Raw genomic sequence first — 18,738 nt, forward strand, 5'->3', positions numbered from 1 at the left:
CCGTGACAAGCTCCCCCGCAACACCGACCGCACCAGCTCCCCGCCGTACCGCCAAGCCTGCGCGCGCACCACAGACCCGAGAAATCCATCCTTTGCTGCCCAAGCTGCGTGAGCTGTACCCCAAGGTATTTGGTGCACAGGCCTTGCCCCTGAAGTTGGGCGTCTTCCATGAATTGGTGGCCAACCACCCTGACTTGCTGGAAGCCAAAGCCTTGCGCGAAGCCCTGGGTCAGCACACGCGCTCCACCCGCTATCTGGAGCAGGTGGCCATGGGTGTCCCACGCCATGACCTGCAAGGTAACCCGGTCGAAGAACTGGCCCCCGAACACGTCCACCAAGCCATCATGGAAGTGGTACGCCGGGATCGCGCCGGTCAAAGTGCGGCCTCACAGGCCAAGCTCCGGATGCGGTTACGCAATGCTTTCGAAGCCTCGGGCTTGAGCCGCGGCGAGTATGCGGAACTGGTCAAACCACCATTGGAGGCATGGAATGCCTTGTTAGACCATGCTTACGCAGAACATGGGGCGGTTGCCGCCAAGCGCGAGGCACTTCTGAAGGCCTTTGAAGCCAGCGGACAGACCCTGGCCCAGTTCGCCGACATGTACGGCATGGATGTGGATACGGCGGAAGATGCGCTGGTACGTGCGAAACAAGAGCGCGCCAGCAAGAGCACGGCCTGACGACCTCAGCATGGCCGCATAAGCGCTCGCCATGCTGACTTTATCGATTGCTTTCCGCTAGTTAGGAAAGCAGCGTTTTAAGGCAAGGGGAATAGAACCCCGGAAATTAAAAAACCCGCACAAGGCGGGTTTTTTAACTCGTAACACCGAAGTGCCACTGATTGGTTGCGCGAGTAGGATTTGAACCTACGACCTTTGGGTTATGAGCCCAACGAGCTACCAGGCTGCTCCATCGCGCGGTATCTTTCTATTATAGCAGCTTATTCTGCAGCAGCTGCTATTTCTACAACTTCTTTTGACTCAGCACGGTCAACCAATTCAACCAGAGCCATAGGCGCATTATCACCCACGCGGAAACCCATTTTCAGAATACGGGTGTAGCCACCTGGACGGGCGTTGAAACGGGGGCCCAGATCATTGAACAACTTGGTGACGCTATCGCGGTCACGCAAACGGTCAAACGCCAGGCGGCGGTTTGCAACCGTTGCCACTTTAGACAAAGTGATCATTGGCTCGATGACGCGGCGCAATTCCTTTGCCTTGGGCAAAGTGGTCTTGATGGCTTCGTGTTCGATCAACGAATTCATCATGTTGCGCAACATAGCAAGGCGGTGCGAGCTGGTGCGATTAAGTTTACGAAGTCCGTGTCCGTGGCGCATGGTGCATTCCTTTCAATTATTTTGACGCGCAGCCGGATCAGGTACTGCACGTTGCACTGAGACCCGCGAGGGTCTCTCTTAAATGAGGCCCTTTAAAGCCTCTTTCCAATTAACGCTTATCGAGACCGGCCGGTGGCCAGCTCTCAAGCTTCATACCCAAGGTCAGGCCGCGCGAAGCGAGCACCTCCTTGATTTCATTCAGTGACTTGCGGCCCAGATTAGGCGTCTTGAGCAATTCATTTTCGGTACGCTGGATCAGGTCACCGATGTAATAAATATTCTCGGCCTTGAGGCAGTTCGCGGAACGAACCGTCAACTCCAGCTCATCGACAGGGCGCAGCAAGATCGGATCAAACTGCGTGTTACCACGTGGTGCAGGTTGTTCAAACACACCGGCCAGTTCGCTGCCTTCCAGCTGTGCAAACACAGCCAGCTGTTCCACCAAGATTTTAGCCGAAGCACGGACCGCATCTTCTGCAGAGATCGCACCGTTGGTTTCAATCTCAACCACCAGCTTATCCAGGTCGGTACGCTGCTCAACGCGGGCGCTTTCCACCGTGTAGCTCACGCGCTTAACCGGCGAGAAAGACGCATCCAACACAATGCGGCCGATCGACTTGGTTTGCTCGTCCGCATAACGGCGCATGCTACCTGGTACATAACCACGGCCTTTTTCGACCTTGATCTGCATATCCAGCTTGCCGCCTTGCGACAAATGCGCAATCACGTGCTCTGGATTGATGATTTCGACATCATGGGGAGTCTGAATGTCTGCAGCGGTCACCACACCGTCACCGTCTTTACGCAGGCTCAGGGTGACTTCGTCGCGGTTGTGCAGTTTGAAAACTACACCTTTGAGATTCAAGAGAATGTTGACAACATCTTCCTGCACACCATCAATCGACGAATACTCATGCAACACGCCAGCAATCGTCACTTCCGTTGCCGAATAGCCGACCATGGAGGACAGCAGTACCCGACGTAGTGCATTACCCAAAGTGTGCCCGTAACCGCGTTCGAACGGCTCCAACGCGACTTTGGCACGGTTGTGACCAAGCTGCTCAACGTTGATGGCTTTGGGTTTCAGCAAATTAGTTTGCATGCATGCTTCCTCTCATTGCCCCCAGCTCGTTACACCGGTAAGGCAGGTGTTGGTTCTAGACCGCAGTGCCCCGCAGCCTAGGAACAAAATCAAACGAAAAATGCGGAATTAACGCGAATACAACTCAACGATCAGGGACTCGTTGACGTCGGAAGCAAACTCATCACGATCAGGCACCTTCTTGAAAACGCCTTCAGCTTTTTCAATGCTCACTTCAACCCAAGCTGGCAAGCCAACTTGCTGGGCCAACTGCAAGGCTTCAACAATACGGTTTTGCTTCTTAGACTTGTCGCGAATAGCTACGACGTCGCCGGTCTTGACCATGTACGAGGGGATGTTCACCGACTGGCCGTTCACGGTAATCGCCTTGTGCGAAACCAGTTGACGTGCTTCAGCACGGGTAGAACCAAAGCCCATGCGGTACACCACGTTGTCCAAACGCGATTCCAGCAGGAACAGCAGATTGGCGCCAGTGTTGCCCTTACGGCGATCAGCTTCTTCGAAATAGCGACGGAACTGACGCTCCAGAACACCATACATGCGCTTTACTTTTTGCTTTTCGCGCAGCTGCAAACCGAAGTCAGAAGTACGGGCACCGGAAGTGCGGCCGTGCTGACCAGGCTTGGAGTCGAATTTCGCCTTATCGCTGATCGAACGACGTGCGCTCTTCAGGAAAAGATCGGTGCCTTCACGGCGAGAGAGTTTGGCCTTAGGACCGAGATAGCGTGCCACTTGAGCTTCCTTAAATATTATCTTCCACGCATAAACGTGGGAGCCACCTGCGCACAGCAGATGGCGGTGGGCTTATGAAAAAGCTTCGTCCGAAAATAAATTTCGGCGAATTAAATACGACGACGCTTTTGAGGGCGGCAGCCGTTGTGCGGAACCGGTGTCACGTCTGCAATAGAGGTGATACGGATACCGAGTGCTCCCAGTGCACGAACCGACGATTCACGGCCAGGACCAGGTCCCTTGATTTCGACGTCAAGATTCTTGATGCCTTGTTCAATGGCGGCGCGACCAGCCACTTCAGAAGCGACCTGGGCTGCAAATGGTGTCGATTTACGCGAACCCTTGAAACCTTGGCCACCCGAAGAAGCCCAAGACAACGCATTGCCTTGGCGATCGGTGATCGTGATGATGGTGTTGTTGAATGAAGCATGCACGTGCGCGACACCGTCAGAAACGTTCTTGCGAACTTTCTTACGTACACGCTGCGATGCATTGCTTTGTTGAGCTTTAGCCATAGTGATCTCTCAATCCCTTTATTTCTTCAAAGACGCCGCAGCCTTGCGCGGCCCCTTGCGGGTGCGCGCGTTGGTACGCGTGCGCTGACCACGCATCGGCAAACCGCGACGGTGGCGGAAACCACGGTAGCAGCCGATGTCCATCAATCGCTTGATGTTCATCGTGGTTTCTCTACGCAAATCGCCTTCAATCGTGAACTGGGCGATTTGGTCGCGGATCTTTTCCAGATCTGCGTCGGTCAAGTCTTTGACCTTCTTGGAATATGCAATGTCGCAAGCTTCGCAAATCTTGCGAGCGCGGGTGCGACCGATACCGAAAATAGCGGTTAAGCCGATTTCGGAATGCTGTTGCGGCGGAATGTTAATACCAGCGATACGTGCCATGTGCGTCCTCTAAAACTTTTCTATCAGCCTTGGCGCTGTTTGTGACGGGGATCTGTACAGATCACGCGAACCACACCCTTGCGACGGATGACTTTACAGTTGCGGCAAATTTTCTTAACCGAAGCTGAAACTCTCATTTAATTCTCCTAAAACTCTTTAGCAAATCTTGCCCAACCGGCTCAGAACACAATACGAGCCCACGACGAGTCGAAGGGCATCAACTTAACCGTTACCTTATCCCATGCATGGATATAGATATACATCTCTACCCAGCAGAAATATGTCCCAGGACTACACGACTACCTGCAAACTCCCCATCTAGAAATGCTGATTAAGCACCTGCAGATGATTTAAAGTTCGCCTTCTTCAGCAGCGATTCGTATTGCTGCGACATCATGTAATTTTGAACCTGTGCCATGAAATCCATCGTGACCACCACAATGATGAGCAATGAGGTTCCACCAAAATTAAACGGCACGTTGTACTTCAAAACCAATATCTCAGGAATCAAACATACAAAAGTAATGTATACCGCACCAGCCAAAGTCAAACGCAACAAAATCTTATCGATATAGCGGGCAGTTTGCTCACCAGGACGAATACCGGGAATAAACGCGCCACTCTTCTTCAAGTTATCTGCAGTTTCACGGCTATTAAAAACCAATGCCGTGTAAAAAAAGCAGAAAAACACGATGGCACTTGCGTAGAAGAGCACATACACAGGCTGGCCTGGGCTCAACATGCCGGCAACATCCTTCAACCAGCGTAGCGATTCAGAAGTACTGAACCAATTCACAACCGTTGCAGGCAACAAGATAATCGACGAAGCAAAAATGGGAGGAATTACACCTGCCATATTCAGCTTCAAAGGCAAATGCGATGACTGGCCCCCATAAACTTTATTACCCACTTGTCGGCGCGCATAATTTACGAGGATCTTCCGCTGACCGCGCTCTACAAATACAACAAAGTAGGTAACCAGAGCAACAACAGCAACAATGAAGATCGACGAAATAATGCTCATCGCACCAGTCCGCACCAATTCAAGCAATCCGCCAATAGACCCAGGTAAACCTGCCGCAATACCGGCAAAAATCAGGATGGAGATGCCATTACCCAAACCACGCTCGGTAATTTGCTCACCCAACCACATCAGAAACATCGTACCGGCAGTCAAACTGACTACCGCCGTCATACGGAAACCAAAACCTGGGGACAAAACCAGACCAGGAGAGCTTTCCAAACCAGTGGCAATCACCAAAGACTGGAAGAGAGCCAAGCCCAGTGTTCCATAACGGGTGTACTGGGTAATCTTGCGACGCCCGGCTTCGCCCTCTTTCTTCATCTGCTCAAACATCGGCACTACATAGCCCATCAACTGCATGATGATGGAGGCAGAAATGTAGGGCATGATGCCCAAAGCAAATACCGTAAAGCGCGACAAAGCACCACCCGAGAACATATTGAACAAACTCAATATGCCGCCTTGCTGGCCATTAAACAGTTGCTGCAACTGCGTAGGATCAATACCAGGCACGGGAATATGTGCACCTATCCGGTAGACAACCAACGCGAGCAGCAAAAACACCAAGCGGCGACGTAGATCACCAAACTTACCCGTCTTCGCAATTTGTGCGCTAGTTGCCACCGAATATTTCCTTCAACAATTACTTAAACCAGGCTACCGCCGGCAGCCTCAATCGCCACCTTGGCAGCAGCGGTTGCGCCGATACCGGTGAGCTTGACTGCCTTGGTCAGTTCGCCCGTCTTGATAACCTTGATGACCTTAGCCAACTCGCCTACCAAGCCAGCTTGCTTCAATACCAAAACATCCACTTCGGCCAGACCCAATTGCTCGAGTGCAGTCAAAGTGACTTCCGCGTTGAACTTCAGCAGATGCGATTTAAAACCACGCTTGGGCAGACGGCGTTGCATAGGCATTTGACCGCCTTCAAAACCAACCTTGTGGTAACCACCAGAACGGGATTTCTGACCTTTATGGCCACGACCCGCAGTCTTACCCAGACCAGAGCCAATGCCGCGACCGACGCGACGTTTGGCGTGCTTTGCACCCTCTGCGGGCTTAATGCCATTGAGTTCCATCGTCAATCCTTAGATGATTTTGACCAGATAACTGATCTTGTTGATCATGCCGCGGACTTCGGGCGTGTCTTGCAATTCGCTTACGCTGCGAATCTTGCGCAGACCCAAGCCACGAACGGTTGCACGGTGCGATTCTTTGGTACCAATCGGGCTGCGAACCAGCGTCACTTTGAGTGTTTGTTGCGTTGTCATTTGAATAACCTTGCTCAGACGAAGATTTCTTCGACATTTTTGCCGCGCTTGGCAGCAATGTCAGAAGGAGTGGTCGAATTACGCAATGCATCCAAGGTGGCACGCACCATGTTGTAAGGGTTCGACGAACCATGGCTCTTGGCCACGATATCGGTGATACCCATCACTTCAAACACTGCGCGCATTGGGCCGCCTGCAATGATGCCGGTACCCTTAGGAGCCGGAGCCATCATCACGTTAGCAGCGCCATGCTGGCCGGTCACTTTGTGAAAAACGGAACCGTTCTTCAAAGTCACCTTAACCATGTTGCGACGGGCTTCTTCCATTGCTTTTTGCACAGCAGCAGGCACTTCTTTCGATTTGCCCTTGCCCATGCCAACGCGGCCTTCGCCATCGCCTACCACGGTCAACGCTGCGAAACCAAGAATACGGCCACCCTTGACCACCTTGGTAACGCGGTTGACCGCGATCATCTTTTCACGCAAGCCGTCTTCAGGCCCTTCAGCCTTACCTTGCATTTTTCCTTGAACTTTAGCCATGATTTATTCCGATCTGCTTAGAACTGCAAGCCAGCTTCGCGGGCAGCATCGGCAAGCGCCTTGACGCGTCCGTGGTACGCAAAACCTGAGCGATCAAACGCTACTTTTTCAACGCCAGCAGCTTTTGCCTTTTCAGCAATCAGCTTGCCGATGGCCTGTGCTGCGGTGGTGTTGCCACCCTTGCCAGAACCGCCCAGCTCTTTGCGCACAGCCGCTTCGGCGGTGGATGCGCTGGCCAGGATCTTGGCACCGTCGCCAGAAATAACGCTTGCGTAAATATGCAGATTCGTACGGTTTACCGTCAGACGTGCAACGCCTTGGGTCGCAATACGAATGCGGGTTTGACGCGCACGGCGGAGACGCTGTTCTTTTTTGGTCAACATGTTGCGGCTCCTTATTTCTTCTTGGTTTCTTTGATCGTGATCTTCTCATCCGAATAACGGATGCCCTTGCCCTTGTAAGGCTCGGGAGGACGAATTGCACGGATCTCAGCAGCCACTTGGCCCACGCGTTGGCGGTCCGCACCCTTGATCACGATTTCCGTGGGGGTAGGCGTCGCTACGGTGATGCCAGCTGGCATTTCTTTATTCACGGGATGCGAATAACCCACGGTCAAGTTCAGCTTGGTGCCCTGGGCTGCGGCTTTGTAGCCCACACCGATCAGGCTCAGCTTCTTCTCGAAACCCTTGGTCACACCCACCACCATGTTGTTCACCAGCTGACGCATGGTGCCCGACATGGCGTTGGCTTCACGGGAGTCGTTGGCGGGGACAAACGTGAGTTTGCCAGCGTCATTCTTTACCGTGACCAGCGCATTTTGGGTCAACGACAGCGTACCGCCGGTGCCCTTGACATTGATTTGGTCGTCCTTGATTGCTACATCCACACCAGCGGGGATAGCAACAGGCATTTTTCCTACGCGAGACATTTGCTATTTCTCCTGCTTAAGCGACGTAGCACAAGACTTCGCCACCGATACCGGTAGCGCGGGCTTTGCGGTCCGTCATCACGCCTTGCGGAGTGGTAACAATCGCCACACCCAAGCCGTTCATGACTTGAGGAATGGCACCGTGGCCTTTGTAAACACGCAGGCCGGGACGGCTTACGCGCTCAATACGTTCGATCACAGGGCGACCGGCGTAATATTTCAAGGTAATTTCGAGTTCGCTTTTGCCGTCTTCGGTTTTCACCTTGAAGCCGTCAATGTAGCCTTCGTCCTTCAGGACTTGGGCAATCGCAACCTTCACTTTGGAAGAAGGAATCGATACCGTCGTTTTGGCCACCATTTGCGCGTTGCGGATGCGAGTCAGCAAGTCGGCGATGGGATCACTCATACTCATGTTTAGGTTCTCCTGCCTTACTTACCAGCTGGCCTTGACCATACCGGGGATGTCGCCAGCAAAAGCCAGTTCGCGAATCTTTGCGCGAGCCAGACCAAACTGACGGAATGTTCCACGAGGACGACCCGTGATAGCGCAACGGTTACGTTGACGCGTGGGGTTTGCATTGCGTGGAAGCTTTTGCAAAGCCAAGCGAGCAGCTGCGCGCTCTTCGTCGGTCTTCTTGGCATCGGTCGAAGTTGCCTTCAACTCTGCATGTTTTGCTGCGTACTTGGCGACCAGTTGGTCACGCTTGAGTTCACGCTGAATCAGAGCTTGTTTAGCCACACGTCACCTCAGTTCTTGAACGGAAAACGGAAGCCGGCGAGCAGTGCCTTGCACTCTTCGTCGTTCTTGGCCGTCGTCGTGATGCTGATATTGAGGCCGCGCAAGGCATCAACCTTGTCGTACTCGATTTCAGGGAAAATGATCTGCTCTTTCACGCCGATGTTGTAGTTACCACGGCCGTCGAAAGCGCGGCCAGAGATACCACGGAAGTCACGTACGCGGGGCAGAGCCACGGTAACGAAACGGTCCAGGAACTCAAACATCTGTACGCCACGCAAAGTCACCATGCAACCAATGGCCTGGCCTTCGCGGATCTTGAAACCGGCGATAGCCTTCTTGGCCTTGGTCACCACAGGCTTCTGGCCTGCGATCTTGGTCAGATCGGCAACAGCATTGTCCATGACCTTCTTGTCGGAAACCGCTTCACTCACACCCATGTTCAGGGTGATCTTGGTGAAACGTGGAACCTGCATAGGCGAGGTGTAGCCAAACTTGGCCATCAGCTCGGGAGCGACCTTGTCGCGATAGAGTTGTTGTAGACGTGCCATGCTCATGCCACCTTGATTTCTTCGCCGCTAGACTTGTAAACGCGGGTGCGCTTGCCATCTGCCAGCAACTTGATTCCAACCCGATCAGCCTTGCCGGTAGCTGCATTGAAGATAGCTACGTTGGACTGGTGAATCGGCATGTTCTTTTCGATGATGCCGCCGGCCTCGCCCTTCATGGGGTTGGGTTTAGCGTGCTTCTTGACCATGTTGATGCCATCGATCAACAGGTAAGAGTCATCTTTGCGCAGCGCCACGGTGCCGCGCTTGCCCTTGTCGCGCCCGGTGAGCACAACGACTTGGTCGCCTTTGCGAATTTTGTTCATGGTGCGTCCTTACAGAACTTCGGGAGCCAGGGACACGATCTTCATGAACTTTTCGGTACGCAGTTCGCGCGTCACGGGTCCAAAGATGCGGGTGCCGATGGGCTCCAGCTTTGCATTGAGCAACACTGCTGCGTTGCCGTCGAATTTGACCAGCGAACCGTCTGCACGACGGATGCCTTTGGCCGTGCGCACCACCACTGCACTGTAGATCTCGCCTTTTTTGACGCGACCACGAGGAGCGGCTTCTTTGATGCTCACTTTGATGACGTCGCCAACGCTGGCATAGCGACGCTTGGAGCCGCCCAGCACCTTGATGCAGAGAACGGATTTCGCGCCAGTATTGTCGGCAACATCTAACCGGGATTCAGTTTGGATCATGTCTATGTTTTCCCAACTTGCATCAGTTGCACTGCCTAAGTTCGTTAAGCACCACGCCTGATCAGTCTTGGGCCCGTCGTCCACGCTACAAACCACTCATAGCGCTTCCTTTGGGCAGAAGCATCGCTTTTTGGAAGCGAAGCCCACGATTATGCAGAATTAATTAGAGTGCGTCAACACCCCACAAAGAAAAACGCCGTACTCCCTTGTCAAGAAGCCACAACACCCGCGCCGCGGGCCGCCAAAATGGCCTGGGCCACTTCGGCAAAGCCCGCACCCCGTTCGCCGCAGGTGATGTAACGCGGCTTGGACGATAGATTGGCTTCAAAACGGCGCACATTCGCTACGCCAATACTGTGCGGCAAGGCGGCAAACATCAACTGGTCGTTGGTCGAGTCGCCCACATAGGCCCAGCGGTCCGGCTCGCCCTCCAGCTCGCGGCCGAACAGGCTGCGCACGATCCAGCGCGCGCCCACCCATTTGTTGTGCTCGCCAAACCAGCCATTGATATGGATGGAGCTGACGGTCGCATGCATGCCCTCGGCCCGCAGGATCGCCACCACCTGGGCAATCTTGTCCGGCGGCAGGCAGGTGAATTCACTGTGGTCGATCGCGATGTCGGTCTCCCGCCCCGGCGAATCCTCGGACAGACGGGTGCCCGGCACTTCAGCCAGCACCCGCTGCGCCACCTGCTGCATGCGGGCAAAGTTAGTCTGCCGGGTTGTGGCATCCTGGATATATAGTTTTGATAGCAGCTCCCGCTTATCCTGATTGCGCTGGAGGCCAATTTGGCTAGTATTTAACAGCGCAACCGCGCCGTTCTCCGCAACGATGGCGTCCACCGGCCAGCTGCAGGCAAACGGCTCGCTCCACCCCACCGGGCGGCCCGTGATGGCGATCACCGCAAAACCCGCGGCCTTCAGATCAGCCAAGGCTTGCAAGGCATCGGCGGTGATGGCGCCGTCGGTGGTCAAGGTATCGTCAATATCGGTCAGCACACCGACCAGCCCGCGCCGCTGTGCCTGCGGCCATTGCGCCAAGGGGATCACGTCGGCAGGGTCAAATAGAGTTGCGCCAGCGCAACAAATGCATCTTTTTGCGGATCCACGCCGGTTTCCTGCAGCAGGATTTCCGCCACGTCCGTCGCCAAGGATGCGGCCAACCGGGCATCCAGGAACAGCAAGCGGCTGCGACGGGCCAACACATCTTCCACCGTGCGTGCATATTCGAAGCGCGCGGCGAAACGCACCATGGCCTCGGTCAAACCACCACCCAACAGCCGGTCCGCCCCCGGCAAGGCGCGGACGGCAGGTTGCTCGGTACCGTAGGCCTGCCAACCTGGTGGGTCGCTAAGCTTCTGCTGCGGCGGCGCCAAGTCGGTCGCCTCGCCGGCCCCCACCAGGCGCAGGCCGGCGGTCACGCCGGGCTTGCGCGGCTGCAGCAGGGCCGCATCGAAACATTTGTCCAGCACATCCTCGGCCATGGCGCGGTAAGTAGTCCATTTGCCGCCGGTCACCGTCACCAGCCCGCTGCGGCTGACCAGCACCGTGTGCTCACGGCTGATGCCCTTGGTATTGCCGCCATCGTCGTCCTGTGGCTTGACCAGCGGACGCAGGCCGACCCAGACACTCTTGACGTCGGCCCGCGTAGGCGCGCGACTCAGATAGCGCGCCGATTCGCTCAGAATGAACTCCACCTCTTCCTTAAACGGACGGGGTTCGCGGGCCAGATCGTCGCGCGGGGTATCGGTGGTGCCCAGAATGACCTTGCCCAGCCAGGGTACGGCAAACAGCACACGGCCATCGGCCGTCTTGGGTACCAGCATGGCATGGTCGCCGGGCAAGAAATCGCGGTCCACCACGATGTGCACGCCCTGGCTGGGCGCGACCATGGGTTTGGCGGCCCAGCCGGTCGCCGCGCCGTCCTTCTGCCGGAAGTCATCGACCCAGACGCCAGTGGCGTTAACCACGCAGCCGGCCCGCAGCGTGATCTGGGCGCCGGTTTCGCGGTCTTCGCAGTGCACACCGGCGACCTTGCCGTCTTCGTGCAGTAGGCCGGTGGCCACGCAGTAATTGACCAAGACCGCGCCATGGGCGGCCGCGGTACGTGCCAGCACCAGTGCCAAACGTGCATCGTCAAACTGGCCATCCCAGTACTTCACACCGCCCTTCAAGCCTTGCGCCTGGACGGTGGGCAGGTACTGCAGGGTTTTGTCTCGCCCTAAAAACTCGGTAGGCCCAAGCCCGGCCTTGCCGGCCAGGGCGTCATAGATCTTCAGCCCGATGCCATAAAAAGGCGTGTCCAGCAGCTTGTACGAGGGCATCACAAAAGCCAGCGGCTGGGCCAGGTGCGGCGCGTTATGCAGCAGCGTGGTGCGCTCGTGCAGGGCCTCGCGGACCAGGGCGATATTGCCCTGGGCCAGGTAGCGCACGCCACCATGCACCAGTTTGGTAGCGCGCGACGAAGTGCCCTTGGCAAAGTCATGCGACTCCACCAAGGCCACGCTAAATCCACGGGACGCGGCATCCAGCGCCACACCCAAACCTGTCGCACCACCGCCGATCACCACCACGTCGTAGCGGACAGGTGCCGTCAGCTGCGCCACCAGGGCGGCACGCACAGTAGCTTGGGGGGGAGATGCGAGCGTCATAAACCTAAATTCCAACCATCAAATAAACCCGCCAAGCGCGAACCGTGCCGGGTGAGAAACGGCCGCGCGGAACCCAGTCCACGCGGCCAGTTCAGAGCCTATTGCATCTCTGTTACGAAGTTAGCGCACCTTGCCGTTCTTCCAGGCATTCAGCAGCGTCTCGTAGGCAATGGTTTCGCCCTTTGGCTTTTCGTTGGCCAGCTTCTTCCAGGGAGCACCCTTGTCGCTCAGGTACTTGTTGGGGTCACCCTTGGGATTGAGCTTGGGTGCGCAATGGGCCATGCCAGCGCGCTCCAGGCGAGACATCACCTGGTCCATCTCTTCCGCCAGATTGTCCATCGCGCCTTGCGGGGTCTTTTCACCCGTCACGGCCTGGGCCACGTTTTTCCACCACAGTTGGGCCAGCTTGGGGTAATCGGGCACATTGGTGCCGGTGGGCGACCAGGCAACACGGGCAGGGCTGCGGTAGAACTCGACCAAACCACCCAACTTGGGGGCCATATCGGTCATGGCCTTGCTCTGGATGTCGGACTCGCGGATCGGGGTCAGGCCCACCGTGGTCTTTTTCAGCGAGGTGGTCTTGGCGGTCACGAACTGCGCGTACAGCCAGGCAGCAGCGGTCTTGTCGGCGTCATGGTTGGCGAAGAAGGTCCAGGAACCCACGTCCTGGTAGCCGTTCTGCATGCCTTGCTTCCAGTACGGGCCATTCGGGCCGGGTGCCATGCGCCACTTGGGCGTGCCGTCGGCATTCACCACGGGCAGGCCGGGCTTGATCATGTCGGCGGTGAAGGCGGTGTACCAGAAGATTTGCTGGGCGATCTGGCCCTGGGCGGGCACGGGGCCGGCTTCGCCGAAGGTCATGCCGCTGGCCTCTTTGGGCGCGTACTTCTTCATCCAGTCCACGTACTTGGTCAAAGCGTACACCGCAGCAGGCGAATTGGTTGCACCGCCACGCGACACCGAGGCCCCCACCGGGGTGCACTTGTCGGCGCCTACGCGGATACCCCATTCGTCCACCGGCAAACCGTTGGGGTTGCCAATGTCGGCCGTACCAGCCATGGACAGCCAGGCATCGGTGAAGCGCCAACCCAGGGACGGGTCTTTTTTGCCGTAGTCCATGTGGCCATAGACGGGCTTGCCGTCGATAGTCTTCACGTCTTCGCTGAAGAATGCGGCAATATCTTCGTAGGCGCTCCAATTCTGTGGCACGCCGAGCTCATAGCCGTACTTGGCTTTGAACTTGTCTTTCAAGTCCTGGCGGGCAAACAGATCGGCACGGAACCAGTACAGGTTGGCGAACTGCTGGTCGGGCAGTTGGTAGAGCTTTTTGTCCGGGCCGGTGGTGAAGCTGGTGCCGATGAAGTCTTTCAGGTCCAAACCGGGGTTGGTCCACTCCTTGCCCTTGCCTTCCATGTAGTCGGTCAGATTCATGATCTTGCCGTAGCGGTAGTGGGTACCGATCAGGTCCGAGTCGGTGATCCAGCCGTCATAGATCGACTTGCCCGACTGCATCGAGGTTTGCAGCTTCTCGACCACGTCGCCTTCCTGGATCAGGTCGTGCTTGACCTTGATGCCGGTGATTTCTTCAAACGCCTTGGCCAGCGTCTTGCTCTCGTATTCGTGGGTGGTGATGGTTTCGGACACGACCGAAATTTCCTTCACGCCCTTGGCCTGCAGCTTCTTGGCCGCTTCGATGAACCACTTCAACTCGGCAGTCTGCTGGTCCTTGCTCAAGGTAGAAGGCTGGAACTCGCTATCGATCCACTTCTTGGCAGCCGCTTCGTCGGCGAATGCATGGCCGGTCAGCGCGCAAGCGGCTGCAACGGCCAGTAGGGAATAACGCATCTTCATGTCTCGTCTCCTCATTGGTGTACACCCCCATGGAACGAAAGGCTTGCTCGGCTCTGGGGGCAATGGAAGCCGAATCCTTGAAAAAACACTGCTCAGCCCTTGCGCATGACCAGCACCAGCAACACCATGGACAGCACGAAGCTGATCCAGATCGAGGGGTCGCCGTCCAGGCTGAACCACTCGGCAAACTTGCCGCTCAAACCCACAAACGCCAGGTTCACATAGGCCGCGCTCAACAGGCCGATGAACAAGCGGTCACCGCGGGTGGTTTCCATCGGCAGGAAACCACGCCGCACCGTGGTGGGCGACTTGATTTCCCACACCGTCATACCCACCAGCATCAGCGCGATGCAAACAAAGAACACTGCGACCGGCAAGGTCCACGCCATCCACTCAAACATACGAATCTCCTGTTAGACCGATCACACCCGCCCCATGGCGAAGCCCTTGGCGATGTAGTTGCGCACAAACCAGATCACGATGGCGCCTGGAACAATGGTCAGCACGCCGGCCGCTGCCAGCGTGGCCCAGTCCATGCCGGAGGCCGACACAGTGCGCGTCATGGTGGCCACGATGGGCTTGGCGTTCACGCTGGTCAGGGTGCGGGCCAGCAGCAGCTCGACCCAGCTGAACATGAAGCAGAAGAACGCCGCCACGCCTACACCGGCCTTGATCAGCGGCAGGAAGATGGTGATGAAGAAACGTGGGAAGGTATAGCCGTCGATATAGGCTGTCTCGTCAATCTCACGCGGAATGCCGCTCATGAAACCTTCCAGAATCCATACCGCCAGCGGCACGCTGAACAGCAGATGCGCGAGGGCCACCGCCAGGTGGGTGTCCATCAGGCCCACCGTGGTGTAGAGCTGGAAGAACGGCAGCAGGAACACAGCGGGTGGCGTCATGCGGTTGGTCAGCAACCAGAAGAACACATGCTTATCGCCCAGAAAGCTGTAGCGCGAGAAGGCATAGGCCGCTGGCAAGGCTACCGTGAGCGTGATCACCATGTTGATGCTGACGTAGATCAGGCTGTTGACATAGCCCGAATACCAGGATGGATCGGTCAGGATGGTGCGGTAGTTGTCCCAGGTAAAGTGCTGGGGGATCAGCGAAAAGCTGGCCACGATTTCGCCGTTCGTCTTGAACGACATATTCACCATCCAGTAGATTGGCAGCAGGGCGAAGACGATGTAGGCCAGCAGGAAGATCGTCCGCTTCTGGAACTTGGGCTTATTCATGGCCGCCTTCTTTCTCTTGGGTGCCGACGCGCTGCATCCAGTTGTACAAAATAAAACACAGCAGCAGGATGATCAGAAAGTAGATCAGCGAGAACGCGGCCGCCGGCCCCAGGTCGAACTGGCCCACGGCTTTTTGCGTCAGGAACTGCGACAGGAAGGTGGTCGCATTGCCAGGTCCGCCACCGGTCAACACAAACGGCTCGGTGTAGATCATGAAGCTGTCCATGAAGCGCAGCAGTACGCCAATCATCAGCACACCACGCATCTTGGGCAGCTGGATGTAGCGGAACACCGCGAACTTGCTGGCGCCGTCAATACGCGCCGCCTGGTAGTAGGCATCGGGAATCGAGCGCAGGCCCGCATAGCCGAGCAAGGCCACCAGCGGCGTCCAATGCCACACGTCCATGACCAGCACCGTCAGCCAGGCATGGGCCGCATTGCCGGTATAGCTGTACTCGATGCCCAGGCCTTGCAGCGCAGCCCCCAACAGACCGATATCGGAGCGACCGAATATCTGCCAAATGGTGCCCACCACGTTCCATGGAATCAGCAGCGACAGCGACACGATCACCAGCACCACCGAGGCCTTCCAGCCATCCGCCGGCATGGACAAGGCCAACAGAATGCCCAGCGGCAGCTCGACCGCCAGCACCGACAGCGAGAAAGTCAGCTGGCGCAGCAGCGCGGCGTGCAGCTCTTCGTCGCGCATCACCGCCACAAACCACTCGGTGCCCACGAACACCCGGCGCTCGGGCGAAATAATGTCCTGCACCGAATAGTTCACCACCGTCATCAGCGGAATGATGGCGGAGAACGCCACACAGAGCAGCACCGGCAGAATCAAGAACCAGGCCTTCTGGTTCACCGGTTTCGTCGTAGTGCTCATTGCACAATCTCCTCGTTCTTATAAAAGCAGGTGTGCTCTCCCAGCACCTGCAGCCAAACTTCCTCACCCTCGGCCGGCAGTTGCACCTCCGGACTCAGCCGGGCCTTCAGCGTCTGGCCGTCCACGCTGGCGGTCAGCATCACATGGGTGCCCACGTCCTGGATCTTGGAGACCGTGCAGCGCAAAGCCCCGGCACTGGCGGGCTGGGCCAGCGAAACGTACTCGGGTCGCACACCCAGCTTGAGCGCGCCCTCAGGCAATGCGCGCGGCAGAAACCACTGCGCACCCGCAACCTGCAGCACATCCGCGGTCGCGGTGGCGGGTAGGAAGTTCATGCCCGGCGAGCCGATGAAGTTACCCACAAAGGTATGGCTGGGCCGCTCGAACAAGGCATCGGCTGAGCCCACTTGCACGGCGCGGCCGCGCGTCATCACCACCACCTGTTCGGCAAAGGTCAGAGCCTCGACCTGGTCGTGGGTCACGTAGATCAGGGTCAGCTTGAGTTCGCGGTGGATCTGCTTGAGCTTGCGGCGCAACTGCCATTTCAGGTGCGGGTCGATCACGGTCAGCGGTTCGTCGAACAGTACAGCCGATACGTCGGGACGCACCAGGCCGCGGCCCAGCGAGATCTTTTGCTTGGCATCCGCCGCCAGATTGGCCGCCCGCTGGTTCAACTGACCACTCATCTCCAGCATCTCGGCGATCTCGCCGACGCGCTTGTCGATCTGCGCCTGCGGCACCTTGCGGTTGCGCAGCGGAAACGCCAGGTTCTCGGCCACGGTCATGGTGTCGTAGATCACCGGAAACTGGAACACCTGGGCGATGTTGCGCTCCTGCGGCGAGGCACGGGTCACGTCCTTGCCATCAAACAGTACCGTGCCCTGCGACGGCGCCAGCAAGCCCGACATGATATTCAGCATGGTGGTCTTGCCGCAGCCCGACGGGCCCAGCAAGGCATAGGCGCCGCCGTCATTAAATGTCATCTTCAGCGGCAGCAAGGCGTAGTCGCTGTCTTGCGTGGGGTTGGCGCGGTAGGCGTGCGCCAGATCGAGTTCGATGCGGGCCATTAGATCGCTCCCCCGGCGTTCGCCTTGCGTACTGGGGCCAGCAACAAGGCGCCCTGGGCATCAAACACATAGGCCTGGGTGGCATGGAAGTACAAGGTCAAAGCGGTGCCCAGTTCAAAGTAATGCACGCCGGTCAGCTGGGCGACCAGCTCACCGATAGGCGTAGACACGTGCACAAAGGTATCGGAACCCGAGATCTCGGCCAGCTCGACCTGCCCGTTCAAGGCCACGTCACCGGGACGTGCCTGCACCCGCAGCGCACTGGCACGCAGGCCTACAGTCAACAAGCCACCCGGGGTGGTCGGCGGCAACGCCAGTGCCAGCAGCGGGCCGGCCTGCAACTGCACGCCGCCGGCGGCGGTGTGTGCGGCGACCAGGTTCATCGGCGGGTCGCTGAAAGCCCGGGCCACCCTCAGCGATTTGGGCTGGTGGAACACCTCGGCCGTAGGGCCGTACTGCAGCAGCTCGCCCGCATCCATCACGGCGGTATAGCCGCCGAGCAGCAAGGCTTCGCCGGGCTCGGTCGTGGCGTAGACCACGGTGGATTCACCGGCCGCGAACAGGGAGCTCAGTTCATCCCGCAGCTCTTCGCGCAGCTTGTAGTCCAGGTTCACCAAGGGCTCGTCCAGCAGCATCAGCGGCGCAGCCTTGGCCAGCGCCCGTGCCAGCGCCACGCGCTGCTGCTGGCCGCCCGACAACTCGGCCGGATAGCGGTCCAAAAACATCTCGATGTGCAGCTTCTCGGCCAGCTCGCGCACCCGTTGTTCCAGGTTCTTTTCGCCACGCAGCTTGAGCGGCGAAGCGATGTTGTCGCGCACCTTGAGCGACGGGTAGTTGATGAACTGCTGGTAGACCATGGCCACGTTGCGCTCACGCACCGGCTGGCCGGTCACATCCACGCCGTCGACCCGCACACGGCCATGGCTGGGCACATCCAGCCCGGCCATGATGCGCATCAGGCTGGTCTTGCCCGCTTGGGTGGCACCCAGCAATACGGTGACCGCGCCGGGCTGGGGCGACAAGCCCATCTCATACAACCAGGTCTGCGCCCCCACCTTTTTGCTGATGCCTTCTAAGCTCAACTGCATCACATTCCTTTGTTGCTACTGGTACAAATCTTCGAATTTGATAATTATTGTTCGTTTGTGTTTCTTTTTTATCAGTAACAACCCTCGGTTCGTTCTTTGTCTTTCGTTTTAAAGTCTGCACACGTCTTTTATGCATAAC

Annotated in this window: 26 protein-coding genes and 1 tRNA gene; 1 reads left to right on the top strand and 26 read right to left on the bottom strand. The window is 57.2% G+C overall.

Annotated elements, in window-relative coordinates:
* Window positions 1-2: 2 nt before the first annotated feature.
* Window positions 3-680, top strand: coding sequence for a ProQ/FINO family protein (locus J2X19_RS24695; protein WP_310377124.1), 678 nt, complete (start codon window positions 3-5; stop codon window positions 678-680).
* Between the two features lie 162 nt (window positions 681-842).
* Here the strand turns inward: J2X19_RS24695 and J2X19_RS24700 are convergent.
* The 26 genes from J2X19_RS24700 to J2X19_RS24825 all read right to left on the bottom strand — a co-directional run bounded on the left by J2X19_RS24700 (window position 843) and on the right by J2X19_RS24825 (window position 18,599).
* Window positions 843-919: transfer RNA gene (locus tag J2X19_RS24700), tRNA-Met, on the bottom strand.
* A 21-nt stretch (window positions 920-940) separates the two neighbouring features.
* Window positions 941-1,339, bottom strand: a complete 399-nt coding sequence (gene rplQ, locus J2X19_RS24705) for a 50S ribosomal protein L17 (RefSeq protein WP_092757624.1) — start codon at window positions 1,337-1,339, stop codon at window positions 941-943.
* Between the two features lie 109 nt (window positions 1,340-1,448).
* Window positions 1,449-2,441 (bottom strand): DNA-directed RNA polymerase subunit alpha, encoded by a 993-nt coding sequence (locus tag J2X19_RS24710; RefSeq protein WP_092757623.1) that lies wholly within the window; start codon window positions 2,439-2,441, stop codon window positions 1,449-1,451.
* A gap of 108 nt (window positions 2,442-2,549) precedes the next feature.
* Entirely contained in the window at window positions 2,550-3,173 is a 624-nt protein-coding gene (gene rpsD / locus J2X19_RS24715) for a 30S ribosomal protein S4 (protein ID WP_092757622.1), read from the bottom strand.
* A gap of 110 nt (window positions 3,174-3,283) precedes the next feature.
* Window positions 3,284-3,688 (bottom strand): 30S ribosomal protein S11, encoded by a 405-nt coding sequence (gene rpsK, locus J2X19_RS24720; RefSeq protein WP_092757621.1) that lies wholly within the window; start codon window positions 3,686-3,688, stop codon window positions 3,284-3,286.
* 18 nt (window positions 3,689-3,706) lie between these two features.
* On the bottom strand, window positions 3,707-4,072 hold the full coding sequence (gene rpsM, locus J2X19_RS24725; protein ID WP_092757620.1) for a 30S ribosomal protein S13: 366 nt from the start codon (window positions 4,070-4,072) through the stop codon (window positions 3,707-3,709).
* 23 nt (window positions 4,073-4,095) lie between these two features.
* Complete coding sequence (rpmJ, locus tag J2X19_RS24730) at window positions 4,096-4,209, bottom strand: 50S ribosomal protein L36 (protein ID WP_028820150.1); 114 nt, start codon at window positions 4,207-4,209, stop codon at window positions 4,096-4,098.
* 194 nt (window positions 4,210-4,403) lie between these two features.
* Window positions 4,404-5,720: a preprotein translocase subunit SecY gene (secY, locus tag J2X19_RS24735; protein WP_116608260.1), complete on the bottom strand. Its 1,317-nt coding sequence runs from the start codon at window positions 5,718-5,720 to the stop codon at window positions 4,404-4,406.
* A 23-nt stretch (window positions 5,721-5,743) separates the two neighbouring features.
* Window positions 5,744-6,175, bottom strand: coding sequence for a 50S ribosomal protein L15 (rplO, locus tag J2X19_RS24740; protein ID WP_092757877.1), 432 nt, complete (start codon window positions 6,173-6,175; stop codon window positions 5,744-5,746).
* A gap of 9 nt (window positions 6,176-6,184) precedes the next feature.
* Window positions 6,185-6,367: a 50S ribosomal protein L30 gene (gene rpmD, locus J2X19_RS24745; protein ID WP_092757618.1), complete on the bottom strand. Its 183-nt coding sequence runs from the start codon at window positions 6,365-6,367 to the stop codon at window positions 6,185-6,187.
* A 14-nt stretch (window positions 6,368-6,381) separates the two neighbouring features.
* Window positions 6,382-6,906, bottom strand: coding sequence for a 30S ribosomal protein S5 (gene rpsE, locus J2X19_RS24750; RefSeq protein WP_092757617.1), 525 nt, complete (start codon window positions 6,904-6,906; stop codon window positions 6,382-6,384).
* 17 nt (window positions 6,907-6,923) lie between these two features.
* Window positions 6,924-7,289 (bottom strand): 50S ribosomal protein L18, encoded by a 366-nt coding sequence (gene rplR, locus J2X19_RS24755; RefSeq protein WP_116608259.1) that lies wholly within the window; start codon window positions 7,287-7,289, stop codon window positions 6,924-6,926.
* Window positions 7,290-7,300: 11 nt separating this feature from the next.
* Entirely contained in the window at window positions 7,301-7,834 is a 534-nt protein-coding gene (rplF, locus tag J2X19_RS24760; protein ID WP_116608258.1) for a 50S ribosomal protein L6, read from the bottom strand.
* Window positions 7,835-7,850: 16 nt separating this feature from the next.
* The gene (gene rpsH / locus J2X19_RS24765) at window positions 7,851-8,246 is read right to left on the bottom strand and encodes a 30S ribosomal protein S8 (protein WP_092757614.1); all 396 of its coding nucleotides are present in this window, start codon (window positions 8,244-8,246) and stop codon (window positions 7,851-7,853) included.
* Window positions 8,247-8,267: 21 nt separating this feature from the next.
* The gene (gene rpsN / locus J2X19_RS24770; protein WP_092757613.1) at window positions 8,268-8,573 is read right to left on the bottom strand and encodes a 30S ribosomal protein S14; all 306 of its coding nucleotides are present in this window, start codon (window positions 8,571-8,573) and stop codon (window positions 8,268-8,270) included.
* 8 nt (window positions 8,574-8,581) lie between these two features.
* Window positions 8,582-9,121 (bottom strand): 50S ribosomal protein L5, encoded by a 540-nt coding sequence (gene rplE, locus J2X19_RS24775; protein ID WP_092757876.1) that lies wholly within the window; start codon window positions 9,119-9,121, stop codon window positions 8,582-8,584.
* Between the two features lie 2 nt (window positions 9,122-9,123).
* Complete coding sequence (gene rplX, locus J2X19_RS24780; RefSeq protein ID WP_092757612.1) at window positions 9,124-9,444, bottom strand: 50S ribosomal protein L24; 321 nt, start codon at window positions 9,442-9,444, stop codon at window positions 9,124-9,126.
* Between the two features lie 9 nt (window positions 9,445-9,453).
* Entirely contained in the window at window positions 9,454-9,822 is a 369-nt protein-coding gene (rplN, locus tag J2X19_RS24785) for a 50S ribosomal protein L14 (RefSeq protein ID WP_068674584.1), read from the bottom strand.
* A 209-nt stretch (window positions 9,823-10,031) separates the two neighbouring features.
* Complete coding sequence (locus J2X19_RS24790; RefSeq protein ID WP_310377125.1) at window positions 10,032-10,871, bottom strand: HAD-IIB family hydrolase; 840 nt, start codon at window positions 10,869-10,871, stop codon at window positions 10,032-10,034.
* Entirely contained in the window at window positions 10,868-12,472 is a 1,605-nt protein-coding gene (locus J2X19_RS24795) for a glycerol-3-phosphate dehydrogenase/oxidase (protein WP_310377126.1), read from the bottom strand. The genes J2X19_RS24790 and J2X19_RS24795 overlap by 4 nt, the downstream gene beginning before the upstream one ends.
* Before the next feature lie 120 nt (window positions 12,473-12,592).
* Window positions 12,593-14,323, bottom strand: a complete 1,731-nt coding sequence (locus tag J2X19_RS24800) for an ABC transporter substrate-binding protein (RefSeq protein WP_092757609.1) — start codon at window positions 14,321-14,323, stop codon at window positions 12,593-12,595.
* A 92-nt stretch (window positions 14,324-14,415) separates the two neighbouring features.
* Window positions 14,416-14,724, bottom strand: coding sequence for a DUF2160 domain-containing protein (locus J2X19_RS24805; RefSeq protein ID WP_116608255.1), 309 nt, complete (start codon window positions 14,722-14,724; stop codon window positions 14,416-14,418).
* A 21-nt stretch (window positions 14,725-14,745) separates the two neighbouring features.
* Window positions 14,746-15,558 carry a carbohydrate ABC transporter permease gene (locus J2X19_RS24810; RefSeq protein WP_116608254.1) on the bottom strand — a complete coding sequence of 271 codons (813 nt, stop codon included), beginning with the start codon at window positions 15,556-15,558 and terminating at the stop codon, window positions 14,746-14,748.
* Window positions 15,551-16,444, bottom strand: coding sequence for a carbohydrate ABC transporter permease (locus tag J2X19_RS24815; protein ID WP_116608253.1), 894 nt, complete (start codon window positions 16,442-16,444; stop codon window positions 15,551-15,553). Before J2X19_RS24815 ends, J2X19_RS24810 begins: the two co-directional genes overlap by 8 nt.
* Window positions 16,441-17,511, bottom strand: a complete 1,071-nt coding sequence (locus J2X19_RS24820) for an ABC transporter ATP-binding protein (RefSeq protein WP_310377127.1) — start codon at window positions 17,509-17,511, stop codon at window positions 16,441-16,443. The genes J2X19_RS24815 and J2X19_RS24820 overlap by 4 nt, the downstream gene beginning before the upstream one ends.
* On the bottom strand, window positions 17,511-18,599 hold the full coding sequence (locus J2X19_RS24825) for an ABC transporter ATP-binding protein (protein WP_116608251.1): 1,089 nt from the start codon (window positions 18,597-18,599) through the stop codon (window positions 17,511-17,513). Before J2X19_RS24825 ends, J2X19_RS24820 begins: the two co-directional genes overlap by 1 nt.
* Window positions 18,600-18,738: the final 139 nt, after the last annotated feature.

The organism is Rhodoferax ferrireducens, from assembly GCF_031458075.1.
Lineage (GTDB): Bacteria > Pseudomonadota > Gammaproteobacteria > Burkholderiales > Burkholderiaceae_C > Rhodoferax_B > Rhodoferax_B ferrireducens_A.